Below are 25428 nucleotides of genomic sequence, written 5' to 3'. Positions count from 1 at the left end.
GGAAATGGAGAAACCACAGCATGACGACTGTGCTCGAGCGGCCGATCGTTTTCGACTCGCTCCTGGCCACCGTGGCGGCCGTTGACGACCTGAGCCCGCACCTGCGGCGCGTGACGTTCGTCGCACCGCGGATCGCGGAGGCGGTCACGGCCGGCCCGGACCAGCGCATCAAGGTCCTGCTGACTCCTCCCGACGGCAGCGCGATCAAGTTGCCGTCCGGACCCGAGTGGTACACCGAGTGGTGCACGCAGCCGGTCGACGAGCGTTTCATCATGCGTACGTACACCGTGCGGGCACTGCGGCCCGAGGTGGCCGAACTGGACGTCGAGTTCGTCCTGCACGGTGTGAACGGACCTGCGTCGGCCTGGGTCAGTGAGGCGAAGCTGGGCGACCAGGTGGGCCTGTTGCTCCCGTTCGCGGTCGACAAGACCAGCACCAAGGGCCTGCTGCACTCCGGCGTCGACTACGTCCCGCCGGCGACCAGCGTGCGCCGGGTCCTGGTCGCGGACGAGACCGCGCTGCCGGCGGTGGCGGGCATCCTCGAGGAGCTCCCGGCCGGAGTCCAGGCGACGGTGTTCATCGCCGTACCGGATGCTGCGGACATCCGCCCGCTGGCCGGCTCCGCCGACGTCACCTGGGTGACCGACGGCTCGCTGGTGGACGCGGTGAAGTCAGCGGCGTTGCCGTTCGACGTCGACTACGCATGGGTCGCCGGCGAGTCCTCGATGATCAAAGAGGTACGCAGGCATCTCGTGAACGCGATCGGGATGCCGAAGAGCGCCATCTCGTTCCAGGGCTACTGGAAGCGCGGCGAAGCGCACTGCTGAGGGATCCGGGAGAGCTGGAGGGCAGAGTTTCCAGCCCTCCCGGAAGACTTACTAGGACGGGTTCTCGGCGTGGGTCAGCGTCTCCCATGCCACGAACAGGTTGTTGGAGCCGGCCGGACGGCGGGACTCGGTCAGCGCCTGGGTGTTCGTCATCGCGATGCCGAGGCGGGTGTGCAGGGCGTTGTAGCCGACCTCGGTGATCGGACCCAGGCCGCGGTTGAGCGACCCCTTGCACAGCCACGAAGGCACCGGCTCCAGATTGCGCTCCCACTTGGACTGGAAGCCCAGCGCCTGGCGCAGCCGCTCACCGAACTCCGGGTACATGTCGATGCCCTGGATCCGCGCTGTCTCCAGCACGTGTGAGATCGACGAGATGCCGTAGCCGGTGTGGGTGAAGTCGCGGCAGGTCTCCTGAGTCAAGCCTGTCACGAACGTTCCCTGGCCCTGCCAATAGCTGACGATCTTGTCGCGGGTATTGAGGTTCTGGCTCGGGACCGTCTTCGGCAAGGCGCCGTCGGACTCCAGATAGACGTACGCCGGGACGCGCAGCCGGTACAGCGCGATCGCCTTGTCGTAGATCGCCTTGTCCTCGAGGAACACCCCGATGCCCTGCAGGGCCTCGGTCATGCTCAGCTCCCAGTTCCCGTTGGAGTTCGAGCCGTTGATGATCTCGGGGACGTAGACGTTGCGGAGCATGGTGGCGAAGCGGCCGGCGTTCGGCCAGTTGCCGTACACGTGCTTGATGATCTCCGCGGCCTTCGGCCACGACGACGCCGACCAGGCGGTCTGCAGCGGTGCGTTGCTGTTGGTGTGGTCCTGGACGGTCGCGGACCACGCGTCCATCAGCTGGATGGATTTCTGGGCGTAGCGGTCGTCACGGGTGATGTACCAGAGCAACGCGTCGGTGTACGCCGCGATGGCGTCCTCACGCTCGTCGGTGCAGCCGTAGTTCGGGTTCGAGTACGGGCCGCACTCCACGACCGCGCGTGGTTTCGGCGTCCGGGACAGCGACGCGTACGCGCTGTTCTTGGCCTGGTTGAAGGCGTTGGTCCACGGCTGCGCGCCGGCCTGCACCTTGGCGCGGACGAAGTCGAGCTGGGCCTGACTCGACCCGACGCCGGGGTGCGTGAACGTCGCGGGCGCGTCGACGGCCTGTGAGGAGGCGACGGCTGGACTGCTGAGAGTGCCGGCAACCAGCGCGGCACAAGCCGTGGCCAGGACGAAGGGCATCTTTCGCATGGCGGTGTCCTGTCTTGGGGGGCGGTAGGACAGCGGTTTCCACGGCAGTTTCACGACGTCCCGCAACCGCGGTCAAGACCCCGCCGGTACCGGAACTTCCGTGGAACACGACGCTGCTCTGTCCCATCTCCCATGGAACAAAGGGCGCTCTCGTCCCACTAATGACCGAGCTGGCTGGTGATCCGGTCGACGATCACGCTCGTCGCGTACCGCGTCGTGCCCGGCGGCTCGACGTCCGACCAGCCGCCGGTGTACTTCCGGGCGATCGCCTGCTCCAGCGCCAGCTCCGGATCCGGCACCAGGTCGTCGATCCGGCCGCGCAGCTCGACGTAGTACGTCGGCCGCGCCGGATCGACGACCACCACCGAGATCCGCGGGTTGCGCCGCAGGTTCCGCAGCTTCTGCCGCCCGTCCACCAGGCTGATCCGGACCCGCTCGCCGTCCCAGAGGAACCACAACGGCGTCACCTGCGGCTCGCCGGATTTCCCGATCGTGCCCACCATCGCGACCGCCGTCGACGACAGCAGGTCGTGGAACACCGCCGGGATCTCGGCCGGATCAGCCACTCGGCCGCTCACCGGAACGCGAGTTCCGCGGCGTGCAGGCCGGCGGCTTCCATCAGGGCGGCGGCCGTGGCCGCGCCGATGCCGTTCAGCGGCTGGGCGCGGACGACCGCCCGCGCGGCGGCGCCGTCGAAGATCATCGTCAGCTGGACCGCCAGCGTCGACGGGTCCTCCGCACCGGCCTTCACCAGCTCGCGGTGGAAGAAGTCGGTGAGCTGCTGCTTGAAGTGCCGCGCGACCACCGACCCCGGATGCTCGGGATTCTTCAGCTCCACCGCCGTACTCACGTACGGGCAGCCGAGGTAATTGCCCCCAGCAACCATGGCGTCCTGCCGCTCGAACACGGCGAGGATCCGCTCCCGCGGCGACCGGTCGTCCTCCGGCCCCGGCTGCAGCAGCGTCTGGTACGCCGGGCCGCGGCTGGCCAGGCTCTCCGCGATCAGCTCGTCCTTCGAGCGGAACAACTGGTACATCGACTTCTTCGACACCCCGGCCGCCTTGCACAGCGCATCCACGCCGATGTTGACGCCGTCGCGGTAGAAGAGTTCCCCCGCGGCGTCGAGCAGCCGCTCACGGGGTGTCGCCGAAGTACTCATGCCTTGAAGCGTACCGGCTCGATTTGAAATCGGAAACCGATCGGTTTACGGTGACTGAAACAGATCGGTTTCCAGCTCTCAGGGAGTTCTCATGACCACACTCGAAGGCGCCGTCGTCCTCGTCACCGGCGGGCAGCGCGGCATCGGCAAGGCGATCGTCGACGACCTGCTCACCCGCGGCGCGGCCAAGATCTACGCGACCGCCCGCGATCCGCGCCCGAGCACCGACCCGCGGGTCGTCCCGCTGCCGCTCGAGGTCACCGACCAGGCCTCGATCGACGCGCTCGCCGCGGCCGCACCGGACGTCACGGTGCTGATCAACAACGCCGGCGCGAGCTCGCCGAACAGCTACCTCGACGCCTCGATCGAGGACGTCCGCGCGGTCTTCGACGCGAACTTCTTCGGCCCGCTGCAGCTCACCCGCGCGTTCGTCCCGATCATCGAGCGCAACGGCGGCGGCCACATCCTGAACGCGCACTCGGCCCTGTCGTGGGTCGCCCGGCACGGCGCGTACTCCGCGACCAAGGCCGCGTTCTGGCTGCAGACCAACGCGATCCGCCTCGAACTGCTGGACCGCAACATCGGCGTCACGGGCCTGCACATGGGCTACGTCGACACCGACATGGTGACCGCCGTGACCGCGCCGAAGTCACGCCCCGAGGACATCGCCAAGCACGCGCTCGACGGCATCGAGTCGGGTGCGTACGAGGTGCTCGCCGACGACACCGCCCGCGGCGCCAAGGCCGCCACGGCGCTGGACCTGACTGCCGTGTATCCCGAACTAGCCCGCTGACACGAAGATGTCGCGATCGCGGGTGTACTCCATCGCACCCGCGATCCCGTCGGCGGTCTCGGCGCCGAGTTCGCGCTCGACGACGTGCAGGGCCAGGTCGATCCCCGCGGTGATGCCGCCCGCGGTGACCAGCGTGCCGTCGTCGACGACCCGGTTGGTCTTGAGGTCGGCGCCGAAGGCTTCGAGTTCGGCCCACGCACCGCGGTTCGTCGTGGCCACCCGGCCCTTCACCAGGCCTGCCTCGGCGAGCAGCATCGAGCCGGTGCACACCGAACCGATCCACTGCAGGGAGGGCGCGAGCTCGGCGATCCGCCGCGGCATCACGCCGCGACGCGCTTCGGCCCAGGATCCCTTCTCCGCGCGGTTCATCCACCCACCACCCGGAACGAACAGCGCATCCGGCCGGCCGAGCCCCTCAGGCGCCTTGAACTGCAGCCCGTGCAGCCCGGTCACCTCGGTCGGGCCGTCCAGTCCCACCAGCGCCAGGTCGAACCCCGGCCGCCGCGAGGCGTGGCTCCACACCTCGAACGGTCCCATCACGTCCATCTCGTCGACACCGTCGAACACCAGAATCTCGATCCGCATAACCCAACCCAACTGTCCCGCGCGGACGCGAGCCAGTGGCCACGAAGCCGGTGTTCGCAAGATTCCGGCCAACCTCTCGGCGCACGGTTCGCACCGCTGAGCGCTTGCCGCTCGCACTCGGGGTGATCGAGCAGCTACATCTGGTGGGGACACCCCCGCCGCCCCGGAGGTCCACCCATGAGACGTGCTGCCGCTGTCGCCCTCCTCCCGCTGTTCGCCGGCCTCACCGTCACCGGCGCTCCGACGCAGGCCGCAGCAGCCACCGGCTGCGACGCTGCGTCCGCCGGTTTCACGCCGGTGCTGCAGCTCGATCTGCCCGAACGCGCGAACTACCTGAACACCACACCGCCGTACAGCCTCGATCGGACCGCGGAGATCGGCACCGGCTTCGACCGCGTCGGGTACTGCCTGGAGCTGAACGGGCCGGACGGTCCGCAGTGGGTGTGGACCGCGATGGAGCCGTTCAGCGCCGACGCCCGGCGGATCGGCCTGCCGACCCGGCCGGGCGAGATCGTCCGCCAACGCGTCGGCGATCTCGACGTACAGTCCAACGTGCCGGGCGTGACCCAGGGCACCGGCCAGTCCGGCTACCTGGAGATGTGGCCGAACCAGTACGCGAAGACGGCCAGTGCCCAGGTGGCCAACGGGTCGGCGACGACGTACGACGCCGACGACAGCCCGACCACACCGCTCGGCTACGGCTCGTTCCAGGTGTCGCAGGTCGGCGCGACGCGACCGTCGAGCGTGCCCGCGAAGCCGGTGTTCGCGATCAACACCTTCACCCAGTCGGACACCAGCCTGCTCTCGCTCGGCATCGGCGCGCGGCCCACAGCCGACCCCGACTGGACGTTCGCCGGCAACGCCGCGCAGTACACCCAGCGCCGGCTGACGGCGTACGTCCGCAAGTCGCTCGTCAGCCTCACGCAGGCTCCTCAGGACCGCCAGTTGGTTCCGCGTGACGTCAACGGTCGCGCGACTGTGCCGGTCGCCGGGCGGATGACGGACCCTCGGGTCAAGAGCGTGCAGCTGACGGTGACCGGCAACGGTGAGACCGAGGTCTACACGTCCGCGTCCCGGGACTTCCGCTTCACCCCGCGGATCAAGGCCGGGCTGCGCGAGTACACGTTCGAGCTGAAGGCACTCGGCCGGGTCGTCGCGCGGCGGGAAGGCATCGTGGCGGGTGACGTGTACGTCGTCCACGGGCAGTCCAACGCCGAGTCGTCGATGTACAACGGCGCTGCGAGCGGTGAGGAATCGCCGTACCTGCGGAGTTTCGGGAGTCCCGTCTCCGACCCGTCGATCTCCGCCGCGGACCGGGTCTGGAACTACGCGACCGGCGACGTGTCCCGGCAGTCCGGCTCCGTCGGGCAGTGGGCGATCCGGATGGGCAGGCAGCTCGTCGACAAGTACAAGGTCCCGGTCGCGCTGATCAACGGCGCGCACGGTGGGCAGCCGATCAGCTTCTTCCAGCGCAACGACGCGAACCCGGACGACATCACCACCAACTACGGCCGGCTCCGGCAGCGTCTCGTGGCAGCGGGCGTCATCGGCCACATCCGCGGCGTGCTCTGGTACCAGGGCGAGTCCGACAACGACAACGCGGCCGTGCACGTCAGCGGCTTCACCGCGCTCCTCCAGGACTGGCGCACCGACTTCGGCACGACGCCGAAGTACTACGTCTACCAAGTGCGCACGTCGCCGTGCGGGAACTCGACCAGCACCAACCTGCGTGAGGCACAGCGCGAGATGGGAGACACGCTCGGCGTCACCGTGCTGTCGACCACGGGCCTGTCCGGTCACGACGGCTGCCACTACGCGTACGCCGGCGGGTACCGCGACATGGGCGACCACACGTACGCCGTGGTCGCCCGCGACCTGTACGGCGGGCCGTCCGCCGGCGTGGCTCCGCCGAACCCGCGCACTGTCACGGCCAGCGGCTCACAGCTGATCGTCCAGCTCCGGTCCACCGATCCGCTCACTGTGGAGGACGGCGTCGCTGCTGACTTCCGGGTGGATGGTGCGGCCGTCACGGTGACGTCGGTCGCTTACCAGCCGGGTCAGCTGGTGCTCCAGCTGTCGGGTCCGCCAACCGGAGCGACCAGCCTCACCTACCAGGCCCATCTGCGCGCCGGGCCGTGGATCACGAACGCCACCGGTACGGGTCTGCTGACCTTCACGCTGCCGATCACCTGATTGGTCTGATGCCGACGTACCGTAGATGGCATGTCAGTCACAGGGGGACCGCCTTCCACTCGCGAGGAGGAGGTGGAAGAGCGGGTCGGGCCGTACCGGTTGATCCGGCGGCTCGGGCAGGGTGGCATGGGCGTCGTGTACCTGGCCGAGGGCCCCGAGCGCCAAGAGGTCGCGCTGAAGGTCCTGCGGCCGCATGTGGCACACGACCCGATCGCCCGCGCACGGTTGCAGCGCGAGGCGACCACGCTGCAGAAGGTGAGCCACCCCGGTGTGGCGGGCATCCTCGACCACGACCTGGAGGGCGAGCAGCCCTACTTGGTGACCCGCTTCGTCCCCGGCCGTCCGTTGGACGAGCAGGTGGACGAGCGCGGGCCGCTGACCCCGCGCAAGTGGCTGCCGCTGGCCGGGTGCCTGGCCGAGTCGCTGCAGGCGATCCACGCGGTCGGGGTGATCCACCGCGACCTCAAGCCCGGCAACGTGATGATGTGCAACGGCAAGCCGGTGATGATCGACTTCGGCATCGCCCAGGCCGCCGACGACCTGCGACTGACCCAGACCGGTCTGGTGATCGGTACGCCGGGCTACCTGGCGCCCGAGCTCATCGAGGGCGAGATGGTGTCGGAGTCGGCGGACTGGTGGGGCTGGGCGGCCACAGTCGCCTTCGCCGCGACCGGACGCCGCCCGTTCGGCAAGGGACCGTTCGAGGCCGTGCTGGCGCGGGTGCATTCCGGTCAGGCCGACCTGGACGGGCTGGACCCACGGCTGAAGCCGTTGCTCGCCGCGGCGCTGTCACCGAGCAAGACCGACCGGCCGACGCAGCAGGAGATCATGACCGGCCTGAGCCGGTACGCCGAGGGACGCGACGCGCTCCCGCCGCGTGAGGCTCCGACCATGGCCGCCGCACCGCCGACCCGGCTGGTCACCAAGCTGATGCCGACGGAGGTGCCTGCGGCCCCTGAGCCGACAGGGCCGACGCCGACCGAGGTGGCGCAACTGGTTCCGCCGGTGATTCCGCCGTTGTCCGCGTTCACTCCGATCCGGGACAAGATCCGGGACGCTGCCGCGAAGACGCCTGTCGCGGAGGCGCCGCCTGTGCAGCCTTACAGTCCGGCCCAGTACGTGCCCGCGCCGTACCAGGGTGGTCCGCCGGCGCCGTATCAGCAGCCTTCTCATCCGGTGCCTGTGCAGCCGGACCAGCCGGTCAAGCCCGTCAAGGCTCCGCCGACCGGTCGACGTACGGCGGTCATCGTCGGCTTCATGCTCGCGCTGACCGGGCTGGTGGCCCTGACGCCAGGACTCGGCACAGTCGTAGCCATCCTGCTGCTGGTGCTCGCCCGGACGGTCGATCGCTCGAGCACCGCGCTGATGCGCCGCCGGCAGGTGCGAGGCCGGTCTGGCAGGTCGGACGGCGTTGTCGCCGCCGCTGCCAGCCCGCTGCAGCTCGCAACGGCGGCCCTGATCACGCTGCCCTGCCTGATCCTCCCGCTGCTCACGGCGGCAGTGGTCGGCGGCATCGTCACCGGCGTCGCCGCCTCGACGTACGGGCTCGACTGGCAGCCGCTGTCCGCCTTCGGGTTCGGGAGCGCGGCCCTGACCGCACTGTTCTGCTGCTGGTGGGGGCCTGGCGGCAGCTCGTTGCGCCGCGGGGCTCACATCACGGCACGCAACATCTTCCGGCCGCACTGGCTGTCCGCGCTTGTCGCCGTCGTGCTGCTGGCCATCGGCGGCCTCACGTTCTACCAGGCGACGCAGGGCGCCGGCGCGGACTGGGCGCGCTCGCCGATCCAGACGCCGAACATCGAGCGTCCGACCTTCGGGGACCTGCGGAACGCCCCGTTCATCCGGGACCTCCCCATCATCGGCAACTGACGACGGGGAGGCCCTGGGCTCGTCTCAGAGCTGGACGATCTGGCTGCGCTCGGGACCGACGCCGATGGCGGAGATGCGCGCACCGCTGAGGGACTCGACGGCGCGGACGTAGGTCTGCGCCTCCTTCGGCAGCTCGTCGAACGTGCGGCACCCCGAGATGTCGTCCGACCAGCCGTCGAACTCCTCGTAGATCGGCGTCGCGTGGTGGAAGTCGGTCTGGGTCATCGGCATCTCGTCGTGCCGGACGCCGTTCACGTCGTACGCCACGCAGACCGGGATCCGCTCGCGGCCGGTCAGGGTGTCGACCTTGGTGAGAACGAAGTCGGACACACCGTTGACGCGTGCGGCGTACCGGGAGATGACCGAGTCGTACCAGCCGCAGCGGCGCGGGCGGCCGGTGGTGACACCGAACTCGCCGCCCTGGGTCCGCAGCCACTCACCGTCTGCGTCCAGCAGCTCGGTCGGGAACGGGCCCTCGCCGACACGCGTGGTGTACGCCTTCACGACCGCGATCACACGGTCGATCCGGGTCGGCGGGATGCCGGTGCCGGTGCAGGCCCCGGCGGAGATCGCGTTCGAGGAGGTGACGAACGGGTACGTGCCGTGGTCGACGTCGAGCAGCGTGGCCTGACCGGCCTCCATCAGCACGGTCTTGCCGTCGTCGAGGGCGTTGTTCAGCAGCAGGCTGGTGTCGGCGACCATCGGCTTCAGCCGGTCGGCGTACCCGAGCAGCTCGTCGAGGACCTCGCGGATCTCGACCGCGCGCCGGTTGTACACCTTCACCAGCAGCTGGTTCTTCTGCTCCAGCGCGCCGGTGACCTTCTGCTCGAGGATCTTCTCGTCGTACAGGTCCTGGATCCGGATGCCGATCCGGTTCATCTTGTCGGCGTACGTCGGACCGATCCCGCGGCCCGTCGTCCCGATCCGGCGGCTGCCCAGGAAGCGCTCGGTGACCTTGTCGAGCGTCCGGTTGTACGGCGGGATCACGTGCGCGCTCGCGCTCACCACCAGCCGCGACGTGTCCAGCCCGCGCGCCTGCAGTGCCTCCAGCTCCTCGAACAGCACCGCGAGGTCGACCACGACCCCGTTGCCGATCACCGGCGTGACGCCCGGTGTCAGGATGCCGCTCGGCAGCAGGTGCAGCGCGTACTTCTCGGACCCGATCACCACCGTGTGGCCGGCGTTGTTGCCGCCGTTGAACTTCACCACGTAGTCGATGACCTCGCCCGTGTTACCGAGCAGATCGGTCGCTTTACCCTTGCCCTCATCGCCCCACTGGGCGCCGACGAGCACGATTGCGGGCATCTCAGCCCTCCTCTTTCACGCGCCGGCCTCACACCCCGTGGCGGCCCGCGCTGGAAACGGTGAAGCCCGGAGACGTTCACCGGACATTCATCCGGCGACGCATCCAGGCTCTTGCGACCAAAGCCTACCGGACACCGGAGCTCTCGTTTCGGGCCTGTCCACAACACCTAAGCGATCGTTTCAAGTCTCTGTTTCATCAGCTGACGGGTTGCCAATTTGCGTGATCGCGTGCACACTCTTAGTCAGCGGCCCGCCGAAACTGCCGCAGGGGACGGTTCCGGCGGGCCGCTTCCTCTTTTACTCCAGGCCCTCCGGGCTCGAGGCCAGCCACTCCTTCACCCGCCGGTCCGCCTCCTCGCGCGAGACGTCCTCGACCTTGGTGAGGATCGCCCACCGGTGCCCGAACGGGTCGATCACGGTGCCGAACCGGTCACCGGTCATGAAGGTCTGCACCGGCTCGACCGACCTGGCGCCGGCCTCGACCGCCTTCGCGTACGTCGCGTCCACGTCCGGCACGTAGTGCACCAGCGACGAGTGCACCCACTCGCCGTTCGGCGCCCGCAGCCCGATCTGCGGCATCTGGTCACTGATCTGCAGCATCGAGTTCCCGAACTTGAGCTCGGCCTGTCCGACCCGCCCGTCCGGCATGTCCTGCCGGCTGACCACCTCGGCCCCGAACACCTCACGGTAGAACTCGATCGCCTTCGGGCCGTCCGAGACAGCCAGGTACGGGGTCAGCGAGTGATAACCGTCGGGGATGGGGTTTACCGTGTTCGTCGTCATGACGCTCAGTCAATCCGCTGCCCGCCGCACGGTCTTGGAAGAAAGCGACAGCCCGCTGTGACCCAGCCATCCGACAGCGAGAAGGGCATCCTGCATCCTCGGGAGCAGGCCCGTCATCGCTCGCTGAGCCGGCTCGCGCCAGGGCCCGAGGCCGGGCGCTTCGTCGAGTGGTACTGGATCGTCGAGTGGGACCTGGACGAGCCGTACACGGCCGAGGTGCTGCCCTTCCCGAGCGTGAACGTCACGTTCGAGCAGCCGGGTGGTGCGTTCGTGAACGGCGTCTGCACCCGCAAGTTCGAGCGGGAGCTGCGCGGGCGGGGACGCGCCTTCGGGGTGAAGTTCTGGGCCGGCGGCTTCGGGGCGATCACCGGGCTCGACGTCGGTTCGTTCCGCGACGAGGTGCTGCCGCTCACCGCGGTGTTCCCGGACGGCGACCGGCTCGCGGACCTGATGTTCGAGGCCGAGTCCGACGTCCGGCGGCGCGCGGTGTTCGAGGCGTTCCTGCGTGATCACCTGGCGCCGCCCGACCCGTCGTACGAGCTGGTCCGGGAGATCGTCACGGCGATGGCCGCCGACCGCTCGCTGGCCCGCGTGGACGAGATCACCGAGCGCTTCGACGTACCGATCCGCACGCTGCAGCGGCTCTTCCGCCGGTATGTCGGCGTCGGTCCGAAGTGGGTGCTCCGGCGGTACCGGCTGCACGACGGCGCCGAGCTGCTGGCCCGGGGCGAAGCCGCCGAGCTCGCGGAACTGTCCGCATCGCTCGGCTACTTCGACCAGGCCCATTTCTCCAACGAGTTCAAACAGCAGATCGGGCTGACGCCGGCCGAGTACGCGGCGCGCGCCGCGGCCGAGCGGCAGATCACGTATCGCTGAACTTCACCGCCACCGCCATCATCGTTGCCGTCAGCGCCGCTCCCAGTGCGACGGCAAAGCCGTACTGCGCGCTGTGCCCGTCGACGATCCAGCCGGCGAAGGCGGAGCCCAGTGCGATCCCTGCCGCGCCGCCCGAGTTCAGCCAGGTGAAGGCCTGGGTCAGGACCGCTGAGTCGACGGACGACTCGGTCAGCACCGCCGACAAGGTCTGGAACGGTGCGATGGCCAACCCGGGAAGGGCCAACGCGACAGCTGCTGCCAGTGGGCTGTGCGCTGCGATCAGAGGCACGCAGCTCACGGTCAGCCAGACGAAGGCGATGACGAACTGCGTCTCAGGGGCGGTCCGCCAGCGGCGCGCGCCGTACACGAGTCCGGCGAACAGGCTCACCAGGCTGGTGATGCTGTAAAGCGGTCCGGCCAGGCCCGGCGTACCTCGCGAGACGGCGAACGCCGTGACGGAGACTTGCATGCTGCCGAAGAACAGGCCGACGCCGATGTTCGTACCGACAAGACCCACGAAGCGCTTGTGCAGCAGGCGTTTCGAGCTCTGGTGCTGCCCGGGTGAGCGCGGCGGCGGCGCGGTACCTCGTTGCACCGCCAGCAGGAATCCGCCGGCCAGCAAGAGGCTCGTCGCGAGGACCGAGCCGGCCACCGGACTGCTCGCCGAGCTCACGATGCCGACGAGTCCGGGGCCGACCATGAACGCGATGCCTACGCTCAGTGCTTCCAGTGCGAACGCGGCCGAGAGCAGTGGCGTGTCACGCAGCGCCTGGGACCACCGTGCCGCGGTCTGCGCGCCGATCTGCGGCAGCGAACCGCCTGCCAGGACACCGGTCGCGACAAGGGCGGCCAGCGGTGCACCTGTCACGGTCAGGCTGATGAGCAGGGCGACCGCGGCCGCGTGCGCGAGCAGGGTGACCGGCAACATGCGGGTCTGACCGAAACGGTCGATGAGCCGGGCGACCTGCGGCCCGGCAACCGCTTCGGCGACGGCGAAGCCGCCGGTGACGCTACCGGCCGCGGCGTACGAGCCGGTCGATCCGTGGACCAGCCAGACGATGCCGAGGCCGGTCATCGCGATCCCGATCCGCGCCGGGGCCGCTGCGAGATAGAACTTCCACGCGCCAGGGGTACGCAGTACCTCTGCGTAGGTGTTGGTGGGCGCGTCGATCCGTCCGGTGAGAGCCGGCACGGGTGACCTTCCGCTGCCCGATGGGGCGGGGACCCGACCGTGGGCGTCCAGCTGCTTCGGTCTGTCCGTCCGCCTAGAACCGTCCATGTTCGGCAAGAAGCGGGGACGCTCGCCGCCTGCCGGCACTGTCAACGGGCAGAAACCTCGAAAGCTTCAGGTTGACCGGAACAGTCTACCGTCCAGGAGCACCGGCACGCTGCGACTCCCGTCGACCTCGGCCGCGATCGCGACATCCTCCGGAAAGCCGTACTGCGTGAGCTCGCGGCCGCCGGCGCACTCGTGCAGGCACTTCGGCAGTTCACCCGCAACCGCCTCGTACGCCGCCACCGCCGCACGCGCCTCCGGCGAGAGGTCATCGCGCCCGAGCGCACTCAGAAACCCGCCGGCGCCCCACAGGTCCTCGACAGCAGGCCGCAGCGACCCATCGCGCCACCGCTCCCCCGCGGCTATCGCAACGATCCGGGGCTGTGGGCCCACGTCGCCACCGCCCGCGCTCCGCACCCGCTGGCTGACCCAGTCCGCCGCCGCTTGGGGGTTACGCAGGGACACCGCGATCACGGTCGCGCCCGTGTCGCTCAGCTGCCTCGAAATCGTCGACCCGTTGGGCGACGGCAGCACGAGCTTGGTGATTCCCGTGACTCGCCTGATCGAGACCGGCGACAGGCTGACCTCGTCCGGCCCGGCCGCGGACCGCCCGACCGCGAGCGCCGCGTCGTACCGCTCGGCGTACGCGACCGCCGTCTCGTCACGCCAGCGGTACGGGTACACGTCGATGCCGCGATCGGCCGCCACCGTCACCGCCGTCGTGAACGACAGCACGTCGACGACCGCGACGATGTCCCCGGCAACCACCTCGGCGCCGACCGGGCCCCAGTCGAACCCGACGCCGAATCCGTCCTGTGCGTAAGGGCTGGTCACCGGGCAGATCATTCCGCCGGACAACCAGCCCCACAAGCAGGTTTCAGCTCAGCACGTCGGCGGCGGTCGGCGACGAGTCCCGCAGGAACGTGGCGCAGCGCTCGGCCTCGTCCTTCTCGTCGATGAGCGCCGCGGCCTTCCCGAGCGCCGCCAGCGCGCGCAGGAACCCGCGGTTCGGCTCGTGCTCCCACGGGACCGGGCCGTGACCCTTCCAGCCGTTCCGCCGGAGCAGGTCCAGCGCACGGTGGTAGCCGGTCCGGGCGTACGCGTACCCCTCGACCGTGCGCCCGTCGGCCAGCGCTCCCTCGGCCAGCACGGCCCAGGCGAGCGAGGACGTCGGGTACTTCGCGGCCACGTCCGCGGCGGCGGCCCCGTCGGCGAGTTCCGCCGCGGCAGGGTCGACCGGTAGTAGTGTCTCGGGTGGACCGGACAGCAGATTGTTCAATTCCATAGGCACATCTTCGCCGATCACGCATCCGTACCGGCACGTGACCGTCTGGCGAAATCCGTTGACCGTTCACCCGACGGCCACGGATGCTTGAGACCCTGCGTCAACCGCCGTGGTTCCCAGCTACGGCCGGAAGGAGGCACCGGATGAGCGTCATCGTCCTGAACGCGTCGTACGAACCGCTGCACACCGTCTCGATCCAGCACGCCATCCGGATGCTGGTGCGTGAGGTCGCAGTGGTGGAAGAGGCGCACGGAGAGCGAACGATCGGCCCGTTCCCGGTCCCCCGGGTCCTCCGTCTGGTCCGGTATGTGGTGACCCACTGGCGCTACGCCGCCGGCCGGATGAAGTACAGCAAGCACGGAGTCCTGCGCCGGGACAAGTTCCGGTGCGCGTACTGCGGCCTCGAGAACGCCGACACCATGGACCACGTCCAACCCAGGTCCAGGGGCGGCCGCACCGAGTGGCTGAACGCGGTCGCCGCCCACGCCTCGTGCAACGAGCGCAAAGGCAACCGCACCCCGTCCGAGGCCGACATGCCCCTCCTCTGGCAACCCTGGGTACCAACCCGCGCGGAGCTCGTCATAGACACATGACGGGCCTTTTTTATGCCCTCTTCCAGGGGTAGGCGCCGGTTCTCCACAGATTGAAAATCGTGGGTCCGGGCGGGGGTGGATCGCGGCACGTTCTTGGGCATGAATCCTCAGCTTGCCGTGATGGCGTCGATCCGGGGTGGTGTGTTCACCCGGGCCGACGCTCGTGCCTGCGGTTACCCCGATGCCGACATCGACGCCCTGCTGGGATCCGGCTCGTGGCGCCGGATCCGGCGGGGCACCTATGCCGCCCGTCGTTCGCTCATGCTCGTCACCGACGAGGTCCTCTACCTGCGCCGGATCCACCATGTCCTGCGGGCGAGCGGGCCCAGCGTGTTCGCGAGCCATCAGTCGGCCGCGGCCCTGCACGCCTTGCCTGTCTGGGGGCTGGATCTGACGCGCGTTCACGTGACCGCGCCGGACGGTCGCTCCGGACGACTGCGTGGCGTCCACCGGCACATCCGCGACCCCGTGGGCCCCAGTCTCGAGTTGTGGAACAAGCTCCGGATGGTCTCGCCGGCCCGCGCGATCGCCGAGGTGGCCGCGACCGCACCACCGGAGCCGGCGGTGGTGCTCGCCGACGCCGCGATGTATGCCGGGCTCGTCAACCGGCGCACGTTGAGCCACGCGGTCACCCGGCTCGACCACGGCGGCAAACGTGCCCTGAAGGTGCTCGACCGGCTCACCGGATCGGCCTCGATCGCCGAGTCCCGCCTGCGCTTCATCCTCGCCGGCGCGGGGCTCCCGACGCCCAGCCCGGCACCGCCACCGGACACCGACCCACCCGACGGCGAGGTGTCCGCGGCCGAGGCGCTGTGGTTCCCCGACGAGCGCACCGTCGTCGAGTTCGAGCCGCGTTTCCCCTTCTGGTGCGAGGAATTCGAGCCGTCCCCCGAGGAACCGCTCCCCGAGCCGATCGCGCCCGATCCCGACGGACCACAGCCCGTCGAGCACTGCTGGATCTCCTGGACCGACCTCACCGACCCGCCGACCGTGGCCGACCGCATCCGCACCACGTTCACCCGAGCCGCCCGCCGCACCGGAATCCGCCACTTCGACCTCGCCCGGATGTGACCGAGGGGCCCATCGCCAACGGCGACGAGCCCCTCACAGACCCCCTACCGGAGGACCAGATGATGTCAGGCGTTCAACGACGTGCCCGTCGAGCGGAGGTCTTCGCAGGCCTCGCCGACGCGCTTCGCCATGCCCTCTTCGGCCGCCTTGCCCCACGCGCGCGGGTCGTAGGCCTTCTTGTTGCCGACCTCGCCGTCGACCTTCAGCACACCGTCGTAGTTCTTGAACATGTGCGCCGCCGCCGGCCGGGTGAACGCGTACTGCGTGTCGGTGTCGACGTTCATCTTGATGACGCCGTTGTCGACCGCGGCCCGGATCTCCTCCAGGGTCGAGCCGGAGCCACCGTGGAACACCAGGTCGAAGGGGCGCTCCTTGCCGACCTTGGCGCCGACCGCGTCCTGGATCTCCGCCAGGATCTCCGGCCGCAGCTTGACCGCGCCCGGCTTGTAGACGCCGTGCACGTTGCCGAAGGTCAGCGCGGTCAGGTAGCGGCCGTTCTCGCCGATGCCGAGCGCCTCGACCGTGGCCAGACCGTCCTCGATGGTGGTGTAGAGCTTGTCGTTGATCTCGTTCGCGACACCGTCCTCCTCGCCACCGACGACGCCGACCTCGATCTCCAGGACGATCTTCGCCGCGGCCGTCCTGGCCAGCAGGTCCTTGGCGATCTCGAGGTTCTCGGTCAGCGGCACCGCCGAGCCGTCCCACATGTGCGACTGGAACAGCGGGTTCTCACCGCGCGCGACGCGCTCGGCGGAGATCTCCAGCAGCGGCCGGACGAAGCCGTCGAGCTTGTCCTTCGGGCAGTGGTCGGTGTGCAGCGCGATGTTCACCGGGTAGCCCTTGGCGACCTCGTGCGCGTACGCCGCCAGCGCGACGGCGCCGGAGACCATGTTCTTGACGGTCGGACCGGACAGGTACTCCGCACCGCCGGTGGAGACCTGGATGATGCCGTCCGAGCCCGCCTCGGCGAAACCGCGGATCGCGGCGTTCAGCGTCTGCGAGGAGCTGACATTGATGGCCGGGTAGGCGAAGCGGTTCTGCTTGGCCTTGTCCAGCATCTCGGCGTAGACCTCAGGGGTAGCAATAGGCATGTCTCGCGGTACTCCTCACAACACAGTTCTTGTGGGTTCGGCTCCAGTATTGCCGCCGGGCACTTCGTCGGATCCGGCGGCCCACCTGCTGAACCGGCCCGGTGGCCGGGGAGCGATCGGCAGGGATGTAGACCAGTTCGTGAACAGGACCGATCCAGTTCGTCGCGTCCGGATGTCCTCCAGGGGCGGAGGACGCTCCGGAGCCGGTCAGGCGGACCCGGTGCGCGGGCCGCGGGGGGTGAGGGCCATGTGCAGCCGGTAGCGGTCGGCCCGGTAGGCCGACCAGGACAGTTCGACGACCTTGCGGCCGGCGAAGGTGGTGCGCTCGAGGACCAGCAGGGGTGCCCGCCGGGCCACACCGAGCACCCGGGCGACATGACCGTCGGCGTTGTCCGCCCGCACGGTCTGCTCACCGGAGGTGACGACGACGTCGTACTCGCTGGCGAAGACGTCGTAGAGAGTGCCGAGCTCACGGCCCAGCAGGCCGGGGAAGAGCGCGGACGGGTAGTAGCCGACCTCGTAGGCCATCGGCGACGCGTCGGCCGTGCGGAGCCGCTCGACCCGGATCACCTTGGTGCCCTTCGCGACCCGAAGGCCCTTCGCAGTCTCGTCGGAGGCCTCGATCTCGCTCGCCGACAGCACCACGGTCCCCGGCTCGAGCCCACGGGCCCGCATCTCCCGGGAGAACGAGGTCAGGTGCAGCTGGGAGTCGACCTGGGGACCGGTGACGAACGTTCCCTTGCCGTGCACCCGTTCGAGAGCGCCGGACTCGACCAGGTCACTGATCGCCTGCCGGACGGTCACCCTGGAGACGTTGAGTTTGTCCACCAGGGCCCGTTCGGAGGGGATCGGGTCCCCGGGATGCAGCTCGACGTCGATCAGCCGTTCCAGCACCGATCGGACCTGGGCCCGCTTCGTCGCCACCATGGAATCTCGATCCTCCAGACCTGGGCGGGCCTCGGGGGTGCCCCGGGGCGCCGCTCACTGCTATCGTGCGCAGCATACCTGTTAAGACCAGATAGGACCAGTGATCGCAGTGGTGTCTGTCCCCGCCCAGGAAACCCGGATGGCGGCCGAGATCGCCGAGCAGCCGGCCGCACTCGCGGCGACGTTCGAGCACGTTCTGCCGCTGCGGCACGACATCACCCGGCTGGCCGCCGGGCGCCGGAACGTGATCTTCGTGGCCCGCGGCTCGTCGGACAACGCCGGGGTCTACGGCCGCTACCTGACCGAGATCCACGCCGGCCGGCAGGCGTCGCTGGCGGCGCCGTCGGTGGCCACGCTGTACGGCGCGAACCTCGACCTCTCGAACTCGCTGGTCGTCGCGGTCAGCCAGTCCGGCGCGACCCAGGAGATCGTCGACACGGCCGAGTGGGCCAAGCGGAACGGCGCGGCGATCGTCGGCATCACGAACGACGGCAACAGCCCGCTGGCGTCGACGGCCGACGTCGCCCTGATCACCCAGGCGGGCCAGGAGCTCGCCGTCCCGGCCACCAAGACGTACACGACCCAGCTGGCCGCGATCACGGTCGCCGTGGACGCGCTGGCGCCGCGGCCCGGGACGCTCGACGCCGACATCGCACGGGTCCCCGACGCCGCGACCAAGATGCTGTCCGGATCGGTCGAGGCGGCCGCCGACCTGCTGGCGGGCGCCCACGACGTCCTCGCGAGCGGTCGCGGGCTGACCTTCGGTACGACGCTGGAGGTCGCGCTGAAGCTCGAGGAGACCTGTCTCCAGCCGGTCCGCGGACTCTCGTACGCCGACCTGAAGCACGGCCCGATCGCGGTCGTCGACGCCGACCTGGTGACGATCCTCGTCTCCGCCGGCGACGGCCCCGCCCTGCCGGGTATGACCGAGCTGGCCGGCATCGTCCGCGAGAAGGGCAGCAAGATCCTCGGCATCGGCGGCGACCCCACGTTCGCCTCCCGCTGCGACGTGAACCTCGCCGGCCCCGACCTCCCCGAAACACTCGCCCCGCTCGCCCTGGTCATCCCGGCCCAGCGCGCCATCGAACTCCTGGCCCGCAAACTCGGCCTCGACCCCGACGCCCCGCGCGGCCTCCGCAAGGTCACCCAGACCGACTGAACAAAGTGCTCACTCGGTGAGCACTTTGGGTGGAATCGTGGTGGTCGTCAACCGGGGATACCTGAGAGAGGACCACCACGATGTTGCGAGGACTTGCCACCGTCAGTTTCTACGCGAGCGACGTGAAGGCGGCGCGGCGTTGGTACGAGGAATTGCTGGGGATCGGGGCGTACTACGCGGTGCCGAGCGCGGAGGAGCCGGTGTACGTCGAGTTCCGGTTCGGGGATTTTCAGTGCGAGCTGGGGATCATCGATGCGAAGTACGCGCCGCACGCGGTCGGGCCGACGGCTGCGGGGGCGATCGTCAACTGGCATGTGGACGACCTGGAGGGCACGCTCGCGCGGCTGCTTGAGCTCGGGGCGACGCTCAACGAAGGAATCGTTGAGCGAGGCAACAACACGGGGTTCCGTACCGCGTCGGTGGTGGATCCGTTCGGCAACCTGATCGGCATCATGAACAACCCGCACTACCTGCAGATCCTCGAGGAGCTGAAGGGTTGAGGCTCAGAAGTCGATGCGCATGACGGCGCGGCGTCTGCCCGGGCGGCTCGCCTCGGCGTACCCGGCGTCGGCGAACGTGGCGAGCGTGCCGACGTACCCGCCGTCGACGAGGTCCGGGTAGCCTTCGACGGCGCGGGCGCCGCGGTCCCGGGCGAAGTCCGCGGCGGCGCGGGCGAGGGCGCGGCTGATTCCGCGGCGCCGGTAGCCGACGCGGGTGACGAAGCAGGTGACCGCCCAGACGGTCGGATCGGTCTTGTCCTCGGCACGGTCCTGCCACGGGACGCGGAAGTCGCGGAGCAATCTCGGGTGGTCGGCGCGGGGCGCGACCGCGCACCAGCCGACGGGTTCGCCGTGCAGGTAGGCGATCAGGCCGGTCGTGGCATCGGCTTTCGGGTTTCCGCAGGCGGTCTGGTCGCGGAGCCGGGCGGCGAGTTCCTCAGGACCCTCCGAGGCCCACGATTCCTTCGGCAGCATCCGGAACCGCTGACACCAGCAGCGCGCGGTGTCGCCTCGCTCACCGAAGACCGCCCGAAGATCCGCAGCGGTCGCCTGGTTGGCCGGGACGATCGTGAGCTGCCCCGGGCTGATCGGCTCCCGCGCCCCGGCCGACCGAGGAACGCGAGCCCGCTCGGGCAGGTCACGGTCGGCCGACCGAGGCAGGTGACCCCGCGTGGGCGCCGCGCCGCCGGACGCCAGCCCGGCCGACTCACCGTTAGCTGCCCGCGTGGGCGCCTCACGGTCGGACGCTGGCTCCCTGGCCTGCTTCGATTGGCGGGACCCGGGGTCGAACGTGAGCTGGACCTCAACCGTGTCGCCGGCGTCGAGACCCCGCGGTTTGCGTACGGCGTCTTTCAGCGGGAGCAGGTAGCTGCCGTCCTTCGGCCACAGGGACGTTTTCCACTCGGTGGTGCCGATCCGGGCACGGATGGGCAGCATGCCCCAGCCGTAGCTGGCTGACAGCGCGACGGCCCGCAGTGCCTCGCCGTCCTCCTCGGGCACGGGGACGAAGTAGTACGGCGCCGGTCCGCGCCATTCGATGACTTCGCCGGTGAACGACTGGTCCATGGCCCGATGCTAGGCGCGGTTCCGGACACATCACGTCCGGTTCCGGGTCAGAAATGGCCGCGATGTGTGAGGGCTGTGGTGATGTGCAGGGCCGCCTGCTGCAGGTGCGGCAGGAACTCCTCGCACAGCGACGTCGGCGTCGATCGTGACGCGTGCGCGGACACGTTGAGCGCGGCGATGACGCGGCCGCGGGAGTCGCGGATCGGGGCGGCGATGGAGCGCAGGCCGAGTTCGAGCTCCTGGTCCACCAGCGCGTACCCGTCGGCGCGCGCCTGGGTGACGGCGGCCCGGAGGTCCTCGGGAGCGGTCAGCGTGCGGTCGGTGAGCGGCTCGGCCCGCAACGTCTCCAGGTACGCCGTGAGGTCGTCGTCGGGCAGGCCTGCGAGCAGGACGCGGCCCATCGACGTCGGGTACGCCGGGAGCCGGGCACCGACGCCGAGCGCGACGGTCATGATCCGGCTGGTCGGTACGCGGGCCACATACACGATGTCCGGGAGGTCGAGTGTCGCGATCGAGCACGACTCGCGGGTCTTGGCGCTCAGCTCCTCCATGAACGGGCCGGCGAGTTCGCCGAGGTCGAGGGAGGACAGGTACGCCCAGCCGAGGGCGAGCACGCGCGGGGTGAGCGAGAAGCGGCGGTGGTCGCTGCGGACGTAGCCGAGCTCCTCCAGCGTGAGCAGGATCCGGCGGGCGGTCGCCGGAGTGATGCCGACAGCCCGGGCCACTTCACTGAGGGTCAGCGAAGGCGCTTCCGCTGAGAAGGCGCGGATCACCGCGAGACCTCGCTCCAGACCCTGCAGAAACGTGCCTGTAGACGCGTCACCCGGCATCGGCTAGCCTACTTTTCGTTGAAAGAAGAACTATTCGCTGAGCGAAATCCTAGCGGAGCTGCCGATGCCACGTCCAGCCGAGCCCGATGCGACGCCGTCCGGGGCTGGGTTCGTCCACACGTTCCTGCCCGGCCGGGTGGTGTTCGGGGCCGGCTCACTGAGCCGGGTCGCGGCTGAGGTCGAGGCGCTCGGCGTACGGCGTGCGCTCGTGGTGGCGACGAACTCGGCGCGCCAGACCGCCGACGCGGTGGAACACCAGTTGGGCAGCCGCTTCGCCGGACGCATCGACGGTGTGGCCCAACATGTCCCGACCGAGGTCGCCGAGGCCGCCCGCGCCAAGGCGCGCGAGGTCGGCGCAGACACGGTCGTCGCCATCGGCGGCGGCTCAGCCATCGGCCTCGCCAAGGCCATCGCGCTGACAGCTGAAGCCAGGATCGTGGCGGTGCCTACGACCTATGCCGGATCTGAGATGACGCCGGTGTGGGGTGAGACCGCCGGCCGGAGCAAGACGACGGGGACTGATGTGCGGGTGCTCCCTCGTGTAGTTGTCTACGACCCGGAGCTGACCAAAGACCTCCCGTTGAAGGTGACCGCGGCAAGCGTGGCCAACGCGATCGCGCACTGCGTGGAGGCGGTCTGGACGCCGAAGGCCGACCCGATCACCGAACTCTCCGCAGTTGAAGGGCTTCGGGCCTTGAGCGAAGGTCTGCGCGAGGTGCTGATCGAGCCGGCCAATACAGATGCTCGAGGCAAGCTTCTGTACGGCGCCTGCCTGGCCGGATCCGCGTTGGCGACGGCCGGCACCGGGCTGCACCACAAGCTCTGCCATTTACTGGGCGGCACCTACAACCTGCCACACGCGGAGACCCACGCGGCCGTCCTCCCACAGGTGACCCGCGTCAACGCTTCCTCAGTCCCACCAGCGAAAGCGCGACTGGAAGCCGCCCTGGGCACCACCGATCTGGCACAGGGATTGTTCGACCTGTTCCGGTCGGCGAAGGTGCCGACGAGTTTGCGGGAGCTGGGATTGACCGAGGCTCAGGTCGCGGAAGCGGCCGCGAAGTTCAAGCCGACGGACAACCCGGTCCCGGTGACTGAGGACCTGGTGCGGGACATCCTGACCAGCGCCTGGTCCGGTACGCGACCTTGATGAACGAGGAGATCGGATGGACCTGCAAGGCGACGACCTGACCGCGGCCGTGGTGGCCAGCTTCGACGGCAGTCCGAGCGACCGCTACAAGGAGGTGATGGGCGCCCTGGTGCGCCACCTGCACGCGTTCGCGCGCGAGGTCGACCTCACCGAGGACGAGTACTTCACCGCGATCGACTTCCTCACCCGGACCGGCCAGATCTCGACCGGCACGCGGCAGGAGTTCGTACTGCTGGCCGACGTACTCGGGCTGTCGATGCTGACCGTCGGCCTGGGGAACCGGAAGCCGGCCGAGGCCACGCAGTCCACCGTGTTCGGCCCGTTCTTCGTGGAGGGCTCCCCCGCGGCACAACTCGGTGACGACATCGCGAACGGTGCTCCCGGACAGCCGTGCCTGGTGAGCGGGCGTGTCCTGAACACGAAAGGCGAGCCGATCCCCGGGGCACTCGTCGAGACCTGGCAGGCCGACGAGGACGGCTTCTACGACGTGCAGAAGGAGCTCGACGGGCCGCAGAATCGCGCGCACCTGACAACCGATGCCGAGGGCAACTACAAGTTCTGGGCCGTGAAACCGGTCGCCTATCCGATCCCCGACGACGGGCCGGTCGGCGAACTGCTCCGCGCCGGCGGTCGTGGTCCGATGCGCCCCGCACACATCCACTTCATGGTCACGGCTCCCGGGTACGCGCGTCTCATCACCCACGTCTTCGCGGCCGGCGACGAATACCTCGACACCGACGCCGTCTTCGGCGTCAAGCAGTCGCTCATCGCCGACTTCACCGAACACACCGACGAAGACAAGACCTACTACACCGTCAACTACGACCTCGTGCTCGCCACCACCGAGGAGACGCAGCAGTGATCACCACAGACGTCCTGATCGTCGGCAGCGGCCCCGCCGGCGGCGCCGCCTCGCTGTTCCTGTCGACGTACGGCATCGACAACATCGTCCTGACCCGGTACGGCTGGACCGCGAACACGCCGCGCGCGCACATCACCAACCAGCGCACGATCGAACTGATGCGCGACATGGGCATCGAGGACCAGGTCGTCGACAAGGGCACCGCGCACGACCTGATGGGTCAGACCGCGTCCTGCACCAGCCTCGCCGGTGAGGAGATCGGCCGGATCCGGACCTGGGGCACGCATCCCCGGCGCCTGGCCGACTACACGGAGGCGAGTCCGTGCCTGCCGATGGATCTCCCCCAGACGCTGTTCGAGCCGATCCTGGTCAGTACGGCGGCGAGTCGCGGCGCGCGGCTCCGGTTCAACACGGAGTACGAGAGCCTGGAGCAGGACGACGACGGCGTGACCGCCACGGTGCGGGACCGGCTGAGCGGGACGACGTACCAGATCCGCGCCAAGTACCTGATCGGCGCCGATGGCGGGCGGAGCAAGGTGGCCCAGGACATCGGGTTGCCGATGGCGGGCGCGATGGACATCGAAGGCTCGATGAACATCGTCTTCGAGGCGGACCTGAGCCGGTACGTCGCCCATCGCCCGAGCGTCCTGTACTGGGTCCTGCAGCCCGGCGCGCAGATCGGCGGCATCGGCGCCGGCCTGGTCCGCATGGTCCGCCCGTGGAACGAGTGGCTGATCGTCTGGGGCTACGACATCAACCAGCCCGCGCCGGTGGTCGACGAGGCGATGGCGACCGAGATCGTGCACAACCTGGTCGGCGACGACACCATCGACGTGAAGCTGAAGAGCACGTCGGTGTGGAGCGTCAACCACATGTACGCCGAGAAGACCTCCGCGGGCCGCGTGTTCTGTATGGGCGACGCGATCCACCGGCATCCGCCGAGCAACGGCCTCGGCTCGAACACCTCGATCCAGGACGCGTACAACCTGGCCTGGAAGCTCGCGCTGGTCCTCAAAGGCCAAGCAGGTCCACAACTTCTGGACAGCTACGACGCCGAGCGTGCGCCGATCGCGCGGCAGATCGTTGACCGCGCCAACAAGAGCCGTACCCAGTTCGGGCAGATCTTCCGCGCGCTGGGGATGACGCCGGACGCCCCGGCCGGCCGCACGATCGACTCCCGCAAGGACGACACCCCGGCAGCGGCCGAGCAGCGCGAAGAGCTGCGGAAGGCGATCGAGCTGAAGGACTACGAGTTCAACGCGCACGGCGTCGAGCTCGGGCAGCGCTACCGGTCCTCCGCGGTCCTCGACGACGGTACGCCGGAGCCACCGTACGAGCGGGACCACGAGCTGTACTACCACCCGACGACCTGGCCGGGCGCGCGGATCCCGCACTGCTGGCTGACGCGCGGATCGGACACCGTGAGCACGCTCGACGTGGTCGGCAAGGGCCGGTTCACCCTGCTCACAGGCATCGGCGGCGACGCGTGGGTGAAGGCGGCGCAGTCGGTGTCGGAGCAACTCGGCGTACCGATCGAGCCGCTCGTGATCGGTCCCGGCCGCGAGCTGGACGACCTGTACGGCGACTGGGCGCGGGTGCGCGAGATCCCGGACGAGGGCTGTCTGCTCGTCCGGCCCGACGCGCACATCGCCTACCGCGCGTTCGACCAGCCCGTCGACGCGAGCGAAACGCTGAAGGAAGTGGTCAGCCGGCTGCTAGGCCGCTGAGGTCGCGTCCGCGGAGAGGATCCGGTCCAGGATGGCCGAGATCTCCGCGGTCTCGGCGTCCAGCAGGGTGATCAGCGCGACCCGCGAGGTCTCCGAGCGCGCCTCCAGAGCGGCCGCGCTCAGCGCGCGCACGGTGCCCAACTCGTGTATCAGTTCGTCCCATAGAGCGTTCATCGGCAAACCCCCATGTTCCCCGTCACAAAGGCAGTGCGACGAGAAGGCCTCACTTCTGTCTTACCGAGAACAACGGGCGCAAGCGCAGC

At 69.4% G+C, this 25428-nt stretch carries 26 protein-coding genes; 12 read left to right on the top strand and 14 right to left on the bottom strand.

Features of this window, described 5'->3' with window-relative positions; all coding sequences use genetic code 11:
• Nucleotides 1–20: 20 nt before the first annotated feature.
• The gene (locus ABZW60_RS36620; RefSeq protein ID WP_355484863.1) at nucleotides 21–827 is read left to right on the top strand and encodes a siderophore-interacting protein; all 807 of its coding nucleotides are present in this window, start codon (nucleotides 21–23) and stop codon (nucleotides 825–827) included.
• 51 nt (nucleotides 828–878) lie between these two features.
• Here the strand turns inward: ABZW60_RS36620 and ABZW60_RS36615 are convergent, their stop codons facing one another.
• The 3 genes from ABZW60_RS36615 to ABZW60_RS36605 all read right to left on the bottom strand — a co-directional run bounded on the left by ABZW60_RS36615 (nucleotide 879) and on the right by ABZW60_RS36605 (nucleotide 3225).
• Nucleotides 879–2066: an alginate lyase family protein gene (locus ABZW60_RS36615; RefSeq protein ID WP_355484861.1), complete on the bottom strand. Its 1188-nt coding sequence runs from the start codon at nucleotides 2064–2066 to the stop codon at nucleotides 879–881.
• 158 nt (nucleotides 2067–2224) lie between these two features.
• Nucleotides 2225–2632, bottom strand: coding sequence for a PPOX class F420-dependent oxidoreductase (locus tag ABZW60_RS36610; RefSeq protein ID WP_355484859.1), 408 nt, complete (start codon nucleotides 2630–2632; stop codon nucleotides 2225–2227).
• Nucleotides 2633–2640: 8 nt separating this feature from the next.
• The gene (locus ABZW60_RS36605) at nucleotides 2641–3225 is read right to left on the bottom strand and encodes a TetR/AcrR family transcriptional regulator (RefSeq protein WP_355484857.1); all 585 of its coding nucleotides are present in this window, start codon (nucleotides 3223–3225) and stop codon (nucleotides 2641–2643) included.
• Between the two features lie 91 nt (nucleotides 3226–3316).
• Here ABZW60_RS36605 and ABZW60_RS36600 point away from each other — a divergent pair, with 91 nt between their 5' ends.
• Nucleotides 3317–4018, top strand: coding sequence for an SDR family oxidoreductase (locus ABZW60_RS36600; RefSeq protein ID WP_355484855.1), 702 nt, complete (start codon nucleotides 3317–3319; stop codon nucleotides 4016–4018).
• On the opposite strand, the gene ABZW60_RS36595 is transcribed toward ABZW60_RS36600, so the two are convergent.
• Nucleotides 4007–4603, bottom strand: coding sequence for a DJ-1/PfpI family protein (locus ABZW60_RS36595; RefSeq protein ID WP_355484853.1), 597 nt, complete (start codon nucleotides 4601–4603; stop codon nucleotides 4007–4009). The two genes, ABZW60_RS36600 and ABZW60_RS36595, sit on opposite strands and share 12 nt — an antisense overlap.
• A gap of 177 nt (nucleotides 4604–4780) precedes the next feature.
• Here ABZW60_RS36595 and ABZW60_RS36590 point away from each other — a divergent pair, with 177 nt between their 5' ends.
• Together ABZW60_RS36590 and ABZW60_RS36585 are read left to right on the top strand one after the other, a co-directional pair.
• Nucleotides 4781–6796 carry a sialate O-acetylesterase gene (locus tag ABZW60_RS36590; protein WP_355484851.1) on the top strand — a complete coding sequence of 672 codons (2016 nt, stop codon included), beginning with the start codon at nucleotides 4781–4783 and terminating at the stop codon, nucleotides 6794–6796.
• Between the two features lie 30 nt (nucleotides 6797–6826).
• The gene (locus tag ABZW60_RS36585; RefSeq protein ID WP_355484849.1) at nucleotides 6827–8665 is read left to right on the top strand and encodes a protein kinase; all 1839 of its coding nucleotides are present in this window, start codon (nucleotides 6827–6829) and stop codon (nucleotides 8663–8665) included.
• 24 nt (nucleotides 8666–8689) lie between these two features.
• Here the strand turns inward: ABZW60_RS36585 and ABZW60_RS36580 are convergent, their stop codons facing one another.
• Both ABZW60_RS36580 and ABZW60_RS36575 read right to left on the bottom strand, forming a co-directional pair.
• Entirely contained in the window at nucleotides 8690–9970 is a 1281-nt protein-coding gene (locus ABZW60_RS36580; RefSeq protein ID WP_355484847.1) for an adenylosuccinate synthase, read from the bottom strand.
• Between the two features lie 297 nt (nucleotides 9971–10267).
• Nucleotides 10268–10753: a VOC family protein gene (locus ABZW60_RS36575; RefSeq protein WP_355484846.1), complete on the bottom strand. Its 486-nt coding sequence runs from the start codon at nucleotides 10751–10753 to the stop codon at nucleotides 10268–10270.
• Between the two features lie 57 nt (nucleotides 10754–10810).
• On the opposite strand from ABZW60_RS36575, the gene ABZW60_RS36570 reads away from it, so the two are divergent.
• A complete protein-coding gene (locus ABZW60_RS36570) occupies nucleotides 10811–11629 on the top strand; it encodes a helix-turn-helix domain-containing protein (RefSeq protein WP_355484844.1) in 819 nt (272 codons plus the stop codon).
• Here the strand turns inward: ABZW60_RS36570 and ABZW60_RS36565 are convergent.
• The 3 genes from ABZW60_RS36565 to ABZW60_RS36555 form a co-directional block, all read right to left on the bottom strand.
• Nucleotides 11616–12821 carry an MFS transporter gene (locus tag ABZW60_RS36565; RefSeq protein ID WP_355484843.1) on the bottom strand — a complete coding sequence of 402 codons (1206 nt, stop codon included), beginning with the start codon at nucleotides 12819–12821 and terminating at the stop codon, nucleotides 11616–11618. The two genes, ABZW60_RS36570 and ABZW60_RS36565, sit on opposite strands and share 14 nt — an antisense overlap.
• A 153-nt stretch (nucleotides 12822–12974) precedes the next feature.
• Nucleotides 12975–13739 carry a 2-phosphosulfolactate phosphatase gene (locus tag ABZW60_RS36560; protein WP_355484841.1) on the bottom strand — a complete coding sequence of 255 codons (765 nt, stop codon included), beginning with the start codon at nucleotides 13737–13739 and terminating at the stop codon, nucleotides 12975–12977.
• A 43-nt stretch (nucleotides 13740–13782) separates the two neighbouring features.
• The gene (locus ABZW60_RS36555) at nucleotides 13783–14190 is read right to left on the bottom strand and encodes a DUF3151 domain-containing protein (protein WP_355484839.1); all 408 of its coding nucleotides are present in this window, start codon (nucleotides 14188–14190) and stop codon (nucleotides 13783–13785) included.
• Nucleotides 14191–14333: 143 nt separating this feature from the next.
• Between ABZW60_RS36555 and ABZW60_RS36550 the strand changes: the two genes are divergently transcribed.
• A complete protein-coding gene (locus tag ABZW60_RS36550; RefSeq protein WP_355484837.1) occupies nucleotides 14334–14783 on the top strand; it encodes an HNH endonuclease in 450 nt (149 codons plus the stop codon).
• Between the two features lie 99 nt (nucleotides 14784–14882).
• A complete protein-coding gene (locus tag ABZW60_RS36545; protein ID WP_355484835.1) occupies nucleotides 14883–15854 on the top strand; it encodes a type IV toxin-antitoxin system AbiEi family antitoxin domain-containing protein in 972 nt (323 codons plus the stop codon).
• A gap of 65 nt (nucleotides 15855–15919) precedes the next feature.
• Here the strand turns inward: ABZW60_RS36545 and fbaA are convergent, their stop codons facing one another.
• Both fbaA and ABZW60_RS36535 read right to left on the bottom strand, forming a co-directional pair.
• Nucleotides 15920–16945, bottom strand: a complete 1026-nt coding sequence (fbaA, locus tag ABZW60_RS36540) for a class II fructose-bisphosphate aldolase (RefSeq protein ID WP_355484833.1) — start codon at nucleotides 16943–16945, stop codon at nucleotides 15920–15922.
• 207 nt (nucleotides 16946–17152) lie between these two features.
• Nucleotides 17153–17872, bottom strand: coding sequence for a GntR family transcriptional regulator (locus ABZW60_RS36535; RefSeq protein WP_130388014.1), 720 nt, complete (start codon nucleotides 17870–17872; stop codon nucleotides 17153–17155).
• A gap of 139 nt (nucleotides 17873–18011) precedes the next feature.
• On the opposite strand from ABZW60_RS36535, the gene ABZW60_RS36530 reads away from it, so the two are divergent.
• The gene (locus ABZW60_RS36530; RefSeq protein ID WP_355484832.1) at nucleotides 18012–19031 is read left to right on the top strand and encodes an SIS domain-containing protein; all 1020 of its coding nucleotides are present in this window, start codon (nucleotides 18012–18014) and stop codon (nucleotides 19029–19031) included.
• An 80-nt stretch (nucleotides 19032–19111) separates the two neighbouring features.
• Entirely contained in the window at nucleotides 19112–19531 is a 420-nt protein-coding gene (locus tag ABZW60_RS36525) for a VOC family protein (RefSeq protein ID WP_355484830.1), read from the top strand.
• A 3-nt stretch (nucleotides 19532–19534) separates the two neighbouring features.
• On the opposite strand, the gene ABZW60_RS36520 is transcribed toward ABZW60_RS36525, so the two are convergent.
• On the bottom strand, nucleotides 19535–20596 hold the full coding sequence (locus ABZW60_RS36520; RefSeq protein WP_355484828.1) for a GNAT family N-acetyltransferase: 1062 nt from the start codon (nucleotides 20594–20596) through the stop codon (nucleotides 19535–19537).
• 47 nt (nucleotides 20597–20643) lie between these two features.
• The gene (locus ABZW60_RS36515) at nucleotides 20644–21426 is read right to left on the bottom strand and encodes an IclR family transcriptional regulator C-terminal domain-containing protein (RefSeq protein WP_355484826.1); all 783 of its coding nucleotides are present in this window, start codon (nucleotides 21424–21426) and stop codon (nucleotides 20644–20646) included.
• Between the two features lie 64 nt (nucleotides 21427–21490).
• Between ABZW60_RS36515 and ABZW60_RS36510 the strand changes: the two genes are divergently transcribed.
• From ABZW60_RS36510 to ABZW60_RS36500, 3 genes are read left to right on the top strand one after another with little or no spacing between them, the layout of a single operon-like run.
• A complete protein-coding gene (locus tag ABZW60_RS36510; RefSeq protein ID WP_355484824.1) occupies nucleotides 21491–22576 on the top strand; it encodes a maleylacetate reductase in 1086 nt (361 codons plus the stop codon).
• A gap of 16 nt (nucleotides 22577–22592) precedes the next feature.
• A complete protein-coding gene (locus ABZW60_RS36505) occupies nucleotides 22593–23438 on the top strand; it encodes an intradiol ring-cleavage dioxygenase (protein ID WP_355484822.1) in 846 nt (281 codons plus the stop codon).
• Nucleotides 23435–25165 (top strand): FAD-dependent monooxygenase, encoded by a 1731-nt coding sequence (locus ABZW60_RS36500; RefSeq protein WP_355484821.1) that lies wholly within the window; start codon nucleotides 23435–23437, stop codon nucleotides 25163–25165. The genes ABZW60_RS36505 and ABZW60_RS36500 overlap by 4 nt, the downstream gene beginning before the upstream one ends.
• On the opposite strand, the gene ABZW60_RS36495 is transcribed toward ABZW60_RS36500, so the two are convergent.
• On the bottom strand, nucleotides 25154–25339 hold the full coding sequence (locus ABZW60_RS36495; RefSeq protein ID WP_355484819.1) for a hypothetical protein: 186 nt from the start codon (nucleotides 25337–25339) through the stop codon (nucleotides 25154–25156). The genes ABZW60_RS36500 and ABZW60_RS36495 overlap by 12 nt on opposite strands.
• Nucleotides 25340–25428 lie beyond the last annotated feature (89 nt).

The organism is Kribbella sp. NPDC003557, assembly GCF_040610805.1.
Lineage (GTDB): Bacteria > Actinomycetota > Actinomycetes > Propionibacteriales > Kribbellaceae > Kribbella.
The sequence above is the reverse complement of the archived record's forward strand: the minus strand, read 5'-3'. Positions and strand labels throughout refer to the sequence as shown.